The 14,349-nt window shown below is 66.6% G+C and carries 12 protein-coding genes and 1 tRNA gene; 9 read left to right on the plus strand and 4 right to left on the minus strand.

The window, feature by feature from the left end; genetic code table 11:
• Positions 1-114 precede the first annotated feature (114 nt).
• The 3 genes from B2R83_RS07295 to ada form a co-directional block, all read right to left on the minus strand.
• On the minus strand, positions 115-1,785 hold the full coding sequence (locus B2R83_RS07295; RefSeq protein WP_292039677.1) for an amidohydrolase: 1,671 nt from the start codon (positions 1,783-1,785) through the stop codon (positions 115-117).
• Between the two features lie 93 nt (positions 1,786-1,878).
• Positions 1,879-2,568 carry a 2OG-Fe(II) oxygenase gene (locus tag B2R83_RS07300; protein ID WP_292039679.1) on the minus strand — a complete coding sequence of 230 codons (690 nt, stop codon included), beginning with the start codon at positions 2,566-2,568 and terminating at the stop codon, positions 1,879-1,881.
• Positions 2,565-3,629: a bifunctional DNA-binding transcriptional regulator/O6-methylguanine-DNA methyltransferase Ada gene (gene ada / locus B2R83_RS07305; RefSeq protein ID WP_292039681.1), complete on the minus strand. Its 1,065-nt coding sequence runs from the start codon at positions 3,627-3,629 to the stop codon at positions 2,565-2,567. Before ada ends, B2R83_RS07300 begins: the two co-directional genes overlap by 4 nt.
• A gap of 111 nt (positions 3,630-3,740) precedes the next feature.
• Between ada and hutC the strand changes: the two genes are divergently transcribed.
• The 8 genes from hutC (at position 3,741) to B2R83_RS07345 (ending at position 10,184) form a co-directional block, all read left to right on the plus strand.
• The gene (hutC, locus tag B2R83_RS07310; protein ID WP_209587315.1) at positions 3,741-4,487 is read left to right on the plus strand and encodes a histidine utilization repressor; all 747 of its coding nucleotides are present in this window, start codon (positions 3,741-3,743) and stop codon (positions 4,485-4,487) included.
• Between the two features lie 82 nt (positions 4,488-4,569).
• Complete coding sequence (locus B2R83_RS07315) at positions 4,570-4,989, plus strand: response regulator (protein WP_292039683.1); 420 nt, start codon at positions 4,570-4,572, stop codon at positions 4,987-4,989.
• Between the two features lie 238 nt (positions 4,990-5,227).
• On the plus strand, positions 5,228-5,554 hold the full coding sequence (gene trxA, locus B2R83_RS07320) for a thioredoxin TrxA (RefSeq protein WP_027865507.1): 327 nt from the start codon (positions 5,228-5,230) through the stop codon (positions 5,552-5,554).
• A gap of 142 nt (positions 5,555-5,696) precedes the next feature.
• Positions 5,697-6,959 carry a transcription termination factor Rho gene (gene rho / locus B2R83_RS07325; RefSeq protein ID WP_005665081.1) on the plus strand — a complete coding sequence of 421 codons (1,263 nt, stop codon included), beginning with the start codon at positions 5,697-5,699 and terminating at the stop codon, positions 6,957-6,959.
• Between the two features lie 183 nt (positions 6,960-7,142).
• On the plus strand, positions 7,143-7,412 hold the full coding sequence (locus tag B2R83_RS07330) for a type B 50S ribosomal protein L31 (protein ID WP_036213036.1): 270 nt from the start codon (positions 7,143-7,145) through the stop codon (positions 7,410-7,412).
• A gap of 127 nt (positions 7,413-7,539) precedes the next feature.
• Positions 7,540-9,261 carry an ArnT family glycosyltransferase gene (locus B2R83_RS07335; RefSeq protein WP_209587313.1) on the plus strand — a complete coding sequence of 574 codons (1,722 nt, stop codon included), beginning with the start codon at positions 7,540-7,542 and terminating at the stop codon, positions 9,259-9,261.
• 247 nt (positions 9,262-9,508) lie between these two features.
• Positions 9,509-9,976: a hypothetical protein gene (locus B2R83_RS07340; protein ID WP_292039688.1), complete on the plus strand. Its 468-nt coding sequence runs from the start codon at positions 9,509-9,511 to the stop codon at positions 9,974-9,976.
• 123 nt (positions 9,977-10,099) lie between these two features.
• Positions 10,100-10,184: transfer RNA gene (locus B2R83_RS07345), tRNA-Leu, on the plus strand.
• Between the two features lie 111 nt (positions 10,185-10,295).
• Here B2R83_RS07345 and B2R83_RS07350 read toward each other — a convergent pair.
• Positions 10,296-11,069 carry a substrate-binding periplasmic protein gene (locus B2R83_RS07350; protein ID WP_292039690.1) on the minus strand — a complete coding sequence of 258 codons (774 nt, stop codon included), beginning with the start codon at positions 11,067-11,069 and terminating at the stop codon, positions 10,296-10,298.
• Positions 11,070-11,332: 263 nt separating this feature from the next.
• Between B2R83_RS07350 and B2R83_RS07355 the strand changes: the two genes are divergently transcribed.
• The coding region (locus B2R83_RS07355; RefSeq protein ID WP_292039692.1) for an MHYT domain-containing protein at positions 11,333-14,349 on the plus strand (3,017 nt) is incomplete at its 3' end.

A 14,349-nucleotide genomic window follows, 5' to 3' on the forward strand; every position in this document is an offset into this window, starting at 1 on the left:
CGGCTCCGCTTGCGCGCCGGATGATCTCACTGCTCACTATCGCCGCGTGGGGTAATCCGGGCCAGTGGCCCGGATTACGAGCCGCCCACCCTACGGTTACCTCATTTTTCCGGCTTACTTTTTGAACACCTGTTTGCCACCCACCCAGGTCTCCAGCACGCCGGTCTTGAAGATGTCGTAGGTCGGCATGCGGAACAGGTCGCGGTCGATCACGATGAAGTCGGCGTGCTTGCCCGGCTCCAGCGAACCCAGGCTGTTTTCCTGGTGTCCGGCATAGGCCGCATCCAGGGTGAAGCAGCGGAAGGCTTCTTTCAGCGACATGGCCTGGTTCGGATACCAGCCGGCCACCGGCTGGCCGGCGTGGTCCATGCGGGTGACGGCGGCGTGGATGCCGAAGAATGGGTTCGGCGATTCGACCGGGAAGTCCGAGCCGCAGGCGATGCGCGAGCCCTGGTGCAGGAAGCTGCGCCAGGCGTAGGCGCCCTTGATGCGTTCCGGGCCGACACGGGTCTCGGCCATGTTCTTGTCCGAGGTGGCGTGGGTCGGCTGCATCGACGGGATGATGCCGAGCGACTTGAAGCGCGGGATGTCGTCCAGGGTCACGACCTGGGCGTGCTCGATGCGGTGGCGCTGCCCTGCACTCTTGGTGGCGGCCAGCTCCTTCTTGTAGATGTCGAGGATCTGCTTGTTGCCGGCGTCGCCGATGGCGTGCACGTTGACCTGGTAGCCCTTGCGCATGGCCTTGGTCATCATGGCGTCCATCTGCGCGGCCTTGAAGAACAGCAGGCCGTGCGAATGCGGCTCGTCGCTGTAGGGCTTGAGCAGGGCGGCGCCGCGGCTGCCCAGCGCGCCGTCCGAATACAGCTTGACCGAGCGCAGCGCGTACATGCCGTCGGCGTAGTCCTTCAGCGGGCCATTTTTTGCCAATTGGTCAAAATCCTCGCCGGTGCCGCCGATCATGGCGTACACGCGCGCGGTCAGCTTCTTCCTGTCCGCGTAGTCGCGGTACAGGCGGTCTTCCGCCACGCCGATGCCGGCGTCGTGCACGGTGCTCAAGCCCATGCGCGCGATCTCCTGCAGCGATTTATCCAGCATGACGCGCCCTTCCGCCTCGGTCTGGGCCGGCATGACCTTGGTCACCAGTTCCTGCGCCGCGTCCACCAGCACGCCGGTGGCTTCGCCGTTCGCGTCGCGCATGATCTTGCCGCCGGCCGGATCCGGCGTCGATTTCGTGATGCCGGCCAGCGCCAGCGTGCGGCTGTTGGCCCAGCCGGCGTGGCCGTCCACGCGCTCCAGCCAGACCGGGCGATCGGACACCACGGCGTCGAGTTCGGCGGCGGTCGGGAAGCGGCCCAGCTTCCAGTTTTCCTGGTTCCAGCCGCGGCCGCGGATCCAGGCATGGTTCGCATTTGCCTTGGCATAGCCGGCGATGGCCTTGATGGCGCCGTCCAGCGACGTGGTGCTGGACAAGTCGAGCTGGGTCAGCTGCTGGCCCAGGCCGAACACGTGGCCGTGGGCGTCGATCAGGCCCGGCAGCACGGTGCGGCCCTGCATGTCCACCTGGCGCGCATTCTTCGCCTTGGCGCTCACCTCGGCATTGCTGCCGACGGCAAGGATGCGTCCGCGATCGTCGAAAGCCAGCGCGCTGAACTGCACCAGCTCGCCCTTGGCGTTCAGGGTGTAGCCGTTGGCGTTGGTGATGACGGTGTCGGCGTGGGCCGACCCGAGGACGCCGAGGCCGGCAAGGACGATCAGGGAAGACAGGGGGATCTGGCGCGCGCGCATGCTTATCAATTCTCCGTTTTTGTATGGGTGACCGCGCCTTATGGGCACGGCACGGAGAAGTGTATAGAAAATCAAGGCCAGGGCATAGCCGCCCTACCCGGCGTCATGAAAGATGATCCCCAAGGTGTGCCGCATGCCGCGCCGCAGCCGGCTGACGCCATGCCGCATCGCCACCCGGTACACGCCGCGCGTGCCCTGCACCGGCCGTTGGTTGACCGCAAACACGACCGCATCGCCCTGCGCGAGGGGCACCACCTCGGCGCGCGACTGCATGCGCGGGCGCTGCTCCGTCAATACGAACTCGCCGCCCTCGAAGTCGACGCCAGGCCGCGACAGCAGCACCGCCACCTGCAGCGGGAACACCAGCTCGCCGTACAGGTCCTGGTGCAGGCAGTTGTAGTCGCCTTCGCGGTAGCGCAGCAGCAGCGGCGTGGGTTTGCCCTGGCCGGCTGCGTGGCAGCGCGCCAGGTAGTCCGCATGCTCAGGCGGAAAGCGGGTCTCGATGCCCAAGCTCTGGTGCCAGCGGTTGGCGATGCCGGCCAGCGGCGGATACAGGGCGCCGCGCAAGGCCTCGAGCGGCGCCGGCAGCGGATACGCGAAATACTGGTACTCGCCGCGCCCGAAGCCGTGCTGCTGCATCACGACGCGGCTGCGAAACAGCGCCGGCCGCTCGTACAAGGCGGCAGCGGCCTCGCAGTCCCGCGGCGCCAGCAGCCCGGGAATCACGGCGCAGCCGAAGGCGTCCAGCTCTCCGGCCACGCGATCCCAATCGATCTCCTTCACTGGCCCGCCTCGCGGTCGAGCAGCGTGCGCTTGCGCTCGATCCCCCAGCGGTAGCCGGACAGGGCTCCGTCGGTACGCACCACGCGGTGGCAGGGAATCGCCACCGCCACCGGGTTGGCCGCGCAAGCCCCCGCGACGGCGCGGGCCGCCGTCGGCATCCCGAGGCGTTCGGCCAGTTCGCTGTAGCTGACCGTGGAGCCGGCGGGAACGGCGAGCAGCGCTTCCCACACGCGGCGCTGGAAGGCGGTGCCGCGCACATCGAGCGGCAGGTCGAGGCCAAGGCGGGGCGCCTCGACGAAGCCGATCACCTGGGCCACCGTGCGTTCGAACTCGGCTTCCGCGCCCCTGAGTTCGGCCTGCGGGAAGCGCGCCTCGAGGTCGCGCACCAGCGGTTCCGGCTCGTCGCCGATCAGGATCGCGCAGATGCCGCGCTCCGTACTGGCCACCAGGATGGCGCCGAGCGAGCATTGCGCGACGGCGAAGCGGATGGTCTCGCCCTGCCCGCCCGCGCGGTAGCGGCCGGGGGTCATGCCCAGCAGCCCGGTGCTGGCGTCGTAGAAGCGTCCGCTCGAGCCGAAACCGGCTTCGTACAGCGCCTCCGTCACGCTGGGCGCCGCCCCCAGGCCCTGCTGCAGGCGTGCGCCGCGCCGCGCCGCCGCATAGGCTTTCGGCGTCACGCCGGTATGCGCCTTGAAGACGCGGTGGAAGTGGAAGCGGCTCATGCCCACCGCCTGCGCCAGGCTGTCGAGGTCGGGGGCGTCTTGCGCTTCGTCGATCAGGCGGCAGGCCTGCGCCACCGCGGCCGCCTGGCGCTGCGCCAGCGGCGGCTGGTCCGGCCGGCAGCGCAGGCAGGCCCGGAAGCCCGCGGCCTCGGCCTCGAGCGGGCTGACGTGGAAGGCGACGTTGGTGCGCAGCGCGCCGCGCGAGGGGCAGGAAGGCCGGCAGTACACCCCGGTGCTGCGCACGGAATAATAGAACTGGCCGTCCGCGTCGCGGTCACGGCGCTGCACGGCGGCCCAGCGCGCCTCGTCGGTATCAAAGATGCTGGTCATGGCGGTCATGATGAAATCCCGGTTCGGTAAGTATAAGTACAGCCTAGCCGCCTGGCGGCCACGGGGCACTCCGGGTATTGCTTTCGAATTGCGATGCTAGAATTTGGTGTCGGCGGCTGCATGCCGCTTCAAACCTTCCCGGAGAGTAGTTTGGAAGAACCGATCACGCAAGACAGCACCCCCATTTTCCAGCGCATCAAGGATTACCTGGTCGGCGAGATCGCCTCGGGCCGCTGGAAGGAAGGCGACCTGGTGCCCTCCGAGCAGGCGCTGGTGCGCCAGTTCGGCGTCTCGCGCATGACCGTCAACCGCGCGGTGCGCGAGCTCACCGCCGAGCAGGTGCTGACCCGGCGCCAGGGGTCCGGTACCTATGTGGCGCCGCAGAAGTACCAGGCCACCCTGGTCGAGATCCGCAACATCGCCGACGAGATCCGCGCGCGCGGCCGCGCCCACCGCAGCCACCTGCGCCTGCTGCGCGCCGAGATCGCCACCGACGAGCTGGCGGCCGAATTCGAGCTGGCGCCCGGCGCTACGCTCTACCATTCGATCATCGTCCACTTCGAGAACGACGTGCCGATCCAGGTCGAAGACCGCTGGGTCAACCCGGAATGCGCGCCGCGCTACCTGGACCAGGACTTCAGCGCCATCACCCCGAACGAGCACCTGATGGCCGCTGCGCCGCTGCAGGGCGCGAGCTACACCATCGAAGCCCAGCCGGCGCCGGGCGAGGTGGCGCCGATGCTGGCGATCGGCGAAGGCCAGCCCTGCCTGTTGCTGCACCGCCGTACCACGTCGGGCGGACGGGTCGCCTCGGTGGCCACGATGTGGCATCCTGGCCACTTGGCGCGCTTTACCGGCAGCGTTTGAGGCGGAAGCTGTTCAATATCTGCACGGGGCCGGAAAAATTCGCCATAATGGCTCCCTTCCGAACGCCGCCCATCTTCCCCGCATGAAGCCGCCCTCTTCTCCCGCACCGCATGCCGCACCACGCCGCGTGCTGCTGCTCGACGACGACCGCTTCATGCTCGACGTGCTGCGCGAGATGCTCGACATGGTCGACGAGGCTGGCGCCAGCGGCCGCTTCGACGTCCATGCCGAGTGCGACGCGCGGCGCGCGCTGGCGGTCCTGCCGCGCCATGCGCCGGATTTCCTGATCTGCGACCTGGCGATGCCGGAAATGGACGGCATCGAGTTCCTGCAGGCCGCGGCCGGCCAAGGATTCAGCGGGCGGGTGATCCTGGTGTCGGCGCTGGAAGACGGCGTGCGCGACGCCGCCACCGAGCTGGCGCGCGCCCTCGGGCTGCGAGTGGCGGGGGCCCTCCCCAAGCCGCTGGCGATAGAGCAGTTGCGCCTCGCGGTGCAATGTTGAGATTTTGTACAAGGCGACCCACACTTTTCGAAAAAATGGGGTATTATTCGGCACATCCCCGCCTGACACCCCCTGCCGTTTTTCCATATTGAATTTTGCACACAGTGCCTCCACCATTGTGTAGCAGCTAATTATTTGATGAGAAGCGCGATGAGCAGTACGCGCAGGCCGGCGGGACCACGCCGGATCGGCACAGGCCGCCAGGCGTAACTTGATCCTTACCTCTTTTGAGGAACATATGAGCGAAAACATTAAACACATCACCGATGCAAACTTCGATGCTGAAGTGCTCAAGTCCGAGCAACCGGTCCTGGTCGACTTCTGGGCCGAGTGGTGCGGCCCGTGCAAGATGATTGCACCGATCCTGGAAGAAGTCGCCCAGCAGTACGCTGGCAAGCTGGTGGTGGCCAAGGTCGACGTCGACGCCAACCAGGCCGTACCGGCCCAGTTCGGCATCCGCGGCATCCCAACCCTGATCCTGTTCAAGAACGGCGAAGCGGCTGCGCAAAAAGTCGGCGCCATGGCCAAGGGCCAGCTGGTTCAGTTTATCGACAGCAACATCTGATACTGCTACCATAGCGGCGGCAGCGCGCCCGCGCTGCCGTCATTGTCGGGAAGCTGACCGGCTCCGGTGCTTCCCAGCTTAAATAACCCACGTAGTTCCCTCCCCTACCTTTACTTTCCCGTCACGGGACACCCACACAAACATGCATTTATCTGAACTGAAGGCAATGCACGTCTCCGCGCTGCTGGAGATGGCAATCGGCCTCGACATCGACAACGCAGCCCGCCTGCGCAAACAGGAACTGATGTTCGCGATCCTGAAGAAGCGCGCCAAGCAGGGCGAACAGATCTTCGGCGACGGCGCCCTCGAAGTCCTGCCGGACGGCTTCGGCTTCCTGCGCTCGCCGGACGCCAGCTACATGGCCTCGACCGACGACATCTACATCTCGCCGTCGCAGATCCGCCGGTTCAACTTGCATACGGGTGACTCGATCGAAGGCGAAGTGCGTACGCCGAAGGACGGCGAGCGCTACTTCGCACTGGTGAAGGTGGACAAGGTCAACGGCGAATCGCCGGAAGCCTCGAAGCACCGCATCCTGTTCGAAAACCTGACCCCGCTGCACCCGAACGAGCCGCTGCGCCTCGAGCGCGACATGAACGGCGCCGAGAACATCACCGGCCGCATCGTCGACCTGATCTCGCCGATCGGCAAGGGCCAACGCGGCCTGCTGGTCGCTTCGCCGAAGTCGGGCAAGTCGGTCATGCTGCAGCATATCGCCCACGCGATTACCGCGAATCACCCGGACGTGACCCTGATCGTCCTCTTGATCGACGAACGTCCGGAAGAAGTGACCGAGATGCAGCGTTCGGTGCGCGGCGAAGTGGTCGCCTCGACCTTCGACGAACCGGCCACCCGCCACGTGCAGGTCGCCGAGATGGTGCTGGAAAAGGCCAAGCGCCTGGTCGAGATGAAGAAGGACGTCGTGATCCTGCTGGACTCGATCACCCGCCTGGCGCGCGCCTACAACACCGTGATCCCGGCCTCGGGCAAGGTGCTGACCGGTGGTGTCGACGCCAACGCCCTGCAGCGTCCGAAGCGCTTCTTCGGCGCGGCGCGTAACGTCGAGGAAGGCGGCTCGCTGACCATCGTCGCCACCGCCCTGATCGAGACCGGCTCGCGCATGGACGACGTCATCTACGAAGAATTCAAGGGCACCGGCAACATGGAAGTGCACCTCGAGCGCCGCCTGGCCGAGAAGCGCGTCTACCCGGCCATCAACCTGAACAAGTCGGGCACCCGCCGCGAGGAACTCTTGATCAAGCCGGACCAGCTGCAAAAAATCTGGATCCTGCGCAAGCTGCTGTACTCGATGGACGAGATCGAGGCGATGGAGTTCATCCTCGACAAGATGCGCGCGACGAAGAACAATGTCGAGTTCTTCGACATGATGCGCCGCGGCGGTTAAATCCCGTAGCACATCGCGCGACAAGGGGCGGCCTGCGGGCCGCCCTTTTTCTTGCCCGGAGCGCCGAAGCGGCTTATAATCGCCGGTTCAGTCCAACCCCTGGCAAGTGATCGGCAATCGGGTCAAGAAGCAGGACGACCGACGAAGTGCCGTTTGGCTACCAACCATAGAGAAAGCAACATCATGAAGACCGATACCCATCCGGATTACCGCGAAGTCCTGTTCCACGACGTGTCCTGCGACTTCAAGTTCATCACCCGTTCGACCATCAACACCCGCGAAACCGCTACCTACGAAGGTAAGGAATACCCGCTGGTCAAGATCGAAGTCTCGGCTGAATCGCACCCGTTCTACACCGGCAAGCACAAGATCGTCGACACCGCTGGCCGCGTCGAGAAGTTCCGCCAGAAGTTCGGTTCGGTCGGTTCGAAGACCGCAGTCGCCAACGGCTAATCTGCCCGGGCACCACGCAAGCTCCGGGTCCGCAGGGCCCGAAGTTGCCAGAAAAGAAGCCGGTATCCCCGGCTTCTTTTTTTTCGCGGCTATACTACGCGACTATTCTTTCCCGCTGCACTGAACGATGAAACCCGTCCGCCTTCCCGCTGCCGCCACACTGGCACTGCCCCGCTGGGCCCTGCTCGCGCTGGGCATGCTGTACATCCTGCCGGGCCTGATCGGCCGCCACCCGTGGAAGGAAGACGCCGGCCCCTTCGGCATCATGTGGACGATGGCGCACGGCGGCATCGACGACTGGCTATACCCGAACATCGCCGGCCTGGCAGCCGCCCAGGAAGGCCCGCTGGCCTTCTGGCTCGGCGCGCTGTGCATCAAGCTGTTCGGCTGGATCCTGGGCGACGTGCTGGCCGCGCGCGTCTCCACCATCGGCATCTTCGTCACCGGCGCCATGTCGCTCTGGTACACCGCCTTCCACCTGGGCCGCCGCGCCGAAGCACAGCCGCTGCGCCTGGCCTTCGGCGGCCAGCCCGAGCCCGACGACTACGGCCGCACGCTGGGCGACACCGCGGTGCTGATCTACCTCGGCTGCCTGGGCCTGCTGGTGCAGAGCCACCTGACCCTGGCCGCCACCCTGCAGGGCGCCCTGCTCGCCTATTTCCTGTACCGCGCGGTGCGCTACGTCGAGACCTCCTCGACCCGCAATGCCGTGCTGGTCGGCCTGTCGCTGGGCGCACTGGCCCTCACGCGCGGCATCGTGGTGCCGGCGGTGCTGGTGCTGGCGCTGTATGCCTGCACCCGCTACCTGAAGCTGGCGACCCGCGACAGCCTGCGCCACCTGGCCATCGCGGCAGGTGTCGGATTTCTTATCACCCTGGCCTGGATCGTGCCGGCAGCAACGGTCCAGCCCTACGGCCTGTCGCCGGTCGGCGAGTGGCTGGACTGGAATGCCGGCCAGCTCGCGCTGCCCAGCCTGGCCTCGCTGAAGGGCTTCTTCCGCATCGGCGTCTGGTTCTTCTGGCCGGCCTGGCCGTTCGCCCTGTGGGCGATCTGGGCCTGGCGCCGCCAGCAGCACCTGCTGCACATCGTGATGCCGGTGATGTTCTTCGTCGCCCTCGCGCTGCTGCTGCTGTGCGACCCGGAGCCGGAAAACAGCGACTTCCTCAAGATGCTGGCGCCCCTGGCGCTGATGGCCGCCTTCGGCTTGCCGACCATGAAGCGCGGCGCGATCAATGCGATCGACTGGTTCTCGGTGATGGTGCTGACCATGCTGGGCGCGCTGGTGTGGCTGTTCTGGATCGCGAAGCTCACCGGCTGGCCGGCCCAGCTGGCCAAGAACGCGCTCAAGCTGGTGCCGGGCTTCAAGCCGGAAGTCGGCATCATCGCCTTCCTGGTGGCCGCCGCGACCAGCGTCGGCTGGATCATGCTGGTCCACTGGCGCCTGTCGCGCCAGCCCTCGGTGCTGTGGCGTGCGGTGGTGCTGTCCTCGGGCGGCCTGATCCTGCTGTGGGTGCTCCTGATGACCCTGTTCCTGCCGGACCTCAACTACAGCAAGAGCTACGCCGGCGTGGCCCAGCAGATCGCGGCAACCCTGCCGCATGACGCGGACTGCATCGAAACCAATGTGAATCCGGCCCAGCGCGCCTCCCTGGCCTATTTCGGCCGCCTGCCCTTCACCACCCTGGCGGGCGGCGCTTGCCGCTATGTCCTGCTCCAGGACAGCATCAAGAACCGCGACGACGACAAGCTGGCGCGCCGCTACGGCGTGCGCGGCAGCACCGTGCTGTGGGAAGGCCGGCGCGCCTCCGACCGCGACGAACGCTTCCGGCTGTTCCAGCGCAGCCGCTGATCCTCCTTCCTGACTGTTTCCTTGCGGGCCGCCGGCATCCCAGCCGGCGGCCTTTTTCGTTCTGGCACGATTCCTGCATCTTTTTCACCGGTGCGCAGCACACCAGCCTGATGTGAGAACCTATGTATGCAAGATAGCGCGCTTGAGCGGAGTCAACTGCCCCGTAAGCTAGACCGGCACAATAAAACAGGTCGTTTTTTGTTGCCATACGGGCGCAACCGATCGAGCAGCGCTGCGAGGAGATACCATGAAAAGCGTTACCTTTTCGGAAATTGTTCGTATTCGCGAGCGGCCTTTCTTCCTGCGTTGCCCCGCTACCTGGCGGCAGCTGTTCCCATGGGTCCTTACCATGGCCGTCGGCCTGCCGCTGCTGATGCTGGTACTGCACCTCATCGACCCGGAAACCCCGCTGCCCTTCATCGTGCTGCCGGCCCTGGTCGGCGGGCTGATGCCGGTGGCCATGATGGGCCCGGGAAGCTTCGAGATGCGCACCCGCTTCGACGCCCATCACATGATCAGCACGCTCGACGAAGCGCTGGTGTCGCTGGGCTACCGGCGCACCAGGTCCGATGCCGACCGCATCAGCTACTTCCGCCCGCTGCCCTGGCTGCGCGGCCGCGAAGGCTCGATCGAAGTGGCGGTGCAGCCGCACACGCTGCAGGTGGTGGGCCCGGTAGGCAGCCTGAGGCTGCTGCAGCAGCGCATCGCCTGCTGATTGTGTAGGCAGCGGCGTCGCTACGGGCCGCTTCCGGCCCGTAACAGGGTTCGTCGCCGCAATACTTTCGCCGGTGCTGGTCATCCGTGCAATCGATGTGCTAAGATGCGCGCCTGCTATTGGGCCTCTGTGGCGGAATTGGTAGACGCACTTGACTCAAAATCAAGCGCCGAAAGGCGTGCCGGTTCGATTCCGGCCGGAGGCACCACCCACCAGCATGGCAGTGACATTGACCTGCCCCTCGATTCGTCCGACATTTCCGTCGGAATAATTTACACATCAAAAAACTCTGCCACTGGCCAAGCCATGCGGGCGAGCATCACGGCTGCCTGAGCGGTCCACCCCAGTTCTCGTAACTGCGCTCGATCCGCCGCGCCGTGCCGTCGCGCGCCATGGCTTCGAAGGCCGCGTTCAGGCGCCCCACGACGGCATCGGGCACCCCGGGATTGCAGGCCAGGTAGAGCTCGATCCGGTTGAATACCAGCAGTGGCACGATCTTCTTGTCGTAGCCGTAGCGGGACAGGATGGTGGTGCCGGTGCGCAGGCTGGCGGCCCACAGGTCGATGCGGTCGAGCAGCAGCTTGCCGGCATTGGCAAGGTCCTCATTGGCGGCGTCGACCCGGAAGCCGCGCGCCCGCAGGTAGGCATCGCGGGCGTCGCCGTTGTAGGTGCCGATGCGCAGGCCGCGCGCATCCTCGAGGCTGCGTAGTAGCAGCTTGCTGTCGGCGCGCGCCAGCATCACCCACTGGCCGACGTCGGTCGGCCCCACCCATTTGAACAGGTTTTCCCGCTCCGGCGTACGCGAGGTCGAGTACACGCAGGCATCCGGGCGTTGCTGCGCAGCCAGGTAGGCGCGCTTCCAGGGCAGCAGCTCGATGCTGTAGTCGACGCCGGCGCGCTGCATCGCTTCGCGCACCTTGTCGGTGGCGATGCCGGTCACGCGCGTGCCCTCCAGCATGCTCGACGGCGCCGATGTTTCGGTCGTGATATAGAGCCGAGGCCGGGCGGCAGGCGCCGTCCCGGCGGCGGCATTGGCGGCGCTGGCGGCAGCGCCGGCTACCGCGAATGCTATCGCGAGAATTCGAGTAAGCAAGGTTTTTCCCTGGCTGGATCGCCTGCGCATTGCGCTATCCACACGCGCTTGTATTGATTTATCAATGCAGAGTAGCACTACAGGGAATTTTTCCGCAATGCATGTCGGTACAGCGGCTGGCGAGGGTGGCGCCTGCGCGACAAAAACACGGGTCAAACTCGCATGATTCCTGCCTTCAACGAGACTTTCCTCTACGAAAATGAGATACTGCTGAGACCTTTCCCGGGCGCTTTTCACTGCCCAATCACCGCAAAAGCCGCCCCATGCTGCAATTATTTTCAGTTCCGGACGATCCGTCGCTGCTCACCTTTGGCGTCTATGAACCGCGCTTTGTCCTGCTGTCGGTCCTGATTGCCATTTTCTCGTCCTGGATGGGCCTGCAGATCGCCGGCCAGGCGGCCGCCAGCCGCAGCCACCGCGCGCTCGTGCTCGGCAGCGGCAGCCTCGCCCTCGGCGCCGGCGTCTGGGCCATGCACTTCATCGGCATGCTGGCGTTCAACCTGTGCACGCCGATCACCTATGACCCGATGACCACCATCCTGTCGGCGCTGCCCAGCATCGGCGCCTCGGCGGTGGCCTTGTCGCTGATTTCGCGCCAGCGCCTGGGCCCGGTCGGCCTGCTGGTCGGCGGCGTGCTGGTCGGCGCCGGCATCGGCGCCATGCATTATTCCGGCATGGCCGGCATGCAGATGCGCCTGCAGCTGCGCTATGACCCGGCCATGTTCGCCCTGTCGATCGTGGTGGCAGTGGTGCTGGCCACGCTGGCGCTGGGCGTGCGCTTCGGCCTGAAGCGCTTCCGCTCGCTGAGCGAATCGCGCCGCCTGCTGCTGGCGGCCATCGTGATGGGCTGCGCCATCGCCGGCATGCATTACACCGGCATGGCCGCCGCGCGCTTCGTCGGCCAGGCCGACCCTGGCGGCACCGGCTCCTCGAACAGCGACTTCCTGGCCCTGGTCATCTCGCTTATCACCATGGTCTTCACCGGCCTGGTGGTCGCGGCCAACGGCCTGCTGCGCTACCGCATGATGTTCCTGGAGCTGCGCCGCAGCGAAGCCTGGATGCGCGCCCTGCTCACCACCACGGTGGACGGCGTGATCACGATCGCGCGCGACGGCACCATCACCGAATTCAACGCCTCGGCCGAACGCATCTTCGGCTGGCGGCGCGAGGAGATCGTCGGCCGCAGCGCCAGCCTGCTGGTCGCCGATGACGACGCGGCCACGCACGACGGCCTGCTGGGCCTAATCACCGAAGGCTACACCCCGGCGATGTCGGGCAGCAGCGAAATCATGGGCAAGCGCAAGGATGGCAGCCTGGTGCCGATCCGCCGCGCCATCGGCCATGCGCGCCTGGACAAGCAGGACCTGTTCGTCTGCTTCATCACCGACATCAGCGAGCGCCGCGCGATCATGCAGGCGCTGCATGCCAGCGAAGCGCAGTTCCGCTCCCTGATCGCCAACATCCCCGGCATTTCCTTCCGCTGCACGCTGGACGGCCTATGGCCGATGGTCTTTATCAGCGACGCGGTCGAACGCGTCACCGGCTACCCGGCCGCCGACTTCCTGGGCGACCATCCGCGCCGCCTGTTCGGCACCCTGATCCACGCGACCGACCGCGTGCGCGTGAACGAAGAGCTGGAAGCCGCGCTGCGCGAAGACCGCCCCTACCTGGTCGAATACCGCCTGCTGCACAAGGACGGCAGCGTGCGCTGGCTGTGGGAGAACGGCAGCGGCGTGCGCGACGACGAAGGCACGGTCACCTGGCTCGACGGGGTCATCCTCGACATCACCGAGCGCCGCCAGATGGAAGACGCGCTGCGCGACGCCAAGGACAAGGCCGAGCAGGCCGCCGCCGCGCGCGCCACCTTTGTCGCCAACATGAGCCACGAGATCCGCACGCCGATGAATTCGATCCTCGGCTTCACCGACGTCCTGCTCGACGGTGAGCTGAACAAGGAACAGCGGCGCCACCTCGACACCATCCGCAGCGCCGGCCGCGCGCTGCTGCGCCTGCTCAACGAGATCCTCGACACCGCCAAGCTGGAAAAGGGCGCGGTGGAGCTGGAGCAGAACGACTACAACCTGCTGTCCCTGATCGACGAGCTGTCGTCCACGCTGGCCGCGAATGCGCGCGCCAAGGGCCTGCACCTCGACATCCACTACGATCCGGCGCTGCCGACCGGCCTGCGCGGCGATGAGCTGCGGGTGCGCCAGGTGCTCACCAACCTGCTCGACAACGCGATCAAGTTCACCGAGAAAGGCACCGTGACCCTGCGCGTGCGTGCCGAGGGCGACCAGCTGTGCATCATCGTCAGCGACACCGGCATCGGCATCGCGCCGGAACGCCTGCAGGCGATCTTCGATCCGTTCACCCAGGCCGACGCTTCGATGACGCGCCGCTTCGGCGGCACCGGCCTGGGCACCACCATCAGCAAGCAGCTGGTCGAGCTGATGGGCGGGAAGATCTGGGCCGAGAGCGAACTCGGCAAGGGAACCAGCTTCCACGTGCATCTGCCGCTGGTGCTGGCGCGCTTCGCGCAGCAGGCGCCGCGCGTGCGCAGCGCCGCGGTGCTGCCGCCGCTGCGCGTGCTGGCCGCCGACGACGTGCCGCAGAACCTGGAGCTGCTGCAGCTCCTGATGGCGCGCCGCGGCCACACGCTCACCGCCGTGGCGGATGGCGCCGCGGTGCTGGAGCAGGCCAAGGAAGGCGACTTCGACCTGGTGCTGATGGACTTCCAGATGCCGACCCTCGACGGATTGAGCGCCACGCGCGCGATCCGCGCCCACGAGGCGGCCACGGGCAAGCGCCGTACGCCGGTGATCGCGATGACCGCCAGCGTGCTGGCCGAGCACCGCCGCGCCAGCGTCGAAGTCGGCATGGACGGCTTCGCCACCAAGCCGGTCGACTGGTTCACGCTGTCGCACGAGATCGCGCGCGTGCTGGGCCTCGACCAGCAGCAGGCGGACAAGGACGCGCTTGCGCTGCCTGCCGCGGCGCGCGAGGTGCTGAACCGCCGCGCCGGCCTGCACCGCTGGGCTGACAAGGCCGACGTGTATGCCGAGGCGCTCGATCACTTCGGCCGCCAGTACGCCGACCTGGCCACCACGCTGAAGATGCATGCGGCGGGCGGCTCGCACCAGCAGCTGCGCATGCTGGCGCACAAGGTGCGCGGCGTGGCCGCCAACGTCGGCCTGGAACAGCTGTCCGACGCGCTGTCCCGGCTCGAGCAGGCCACCAACACCGTCCCGACCGACGAGCGCGAGGCCGCCCAGGCGCTGGA

It is taken from the genome of Massilia sp. UBA6681, from assembly GCF_002454935.1.
Taxonomy (GTDB): domain Bacteria; phylum Pseudomonadota; class Gammaproteobacteria; order Burkholderiales; family Burkholderiaceae_D; genus Telluria; species Telluria varians.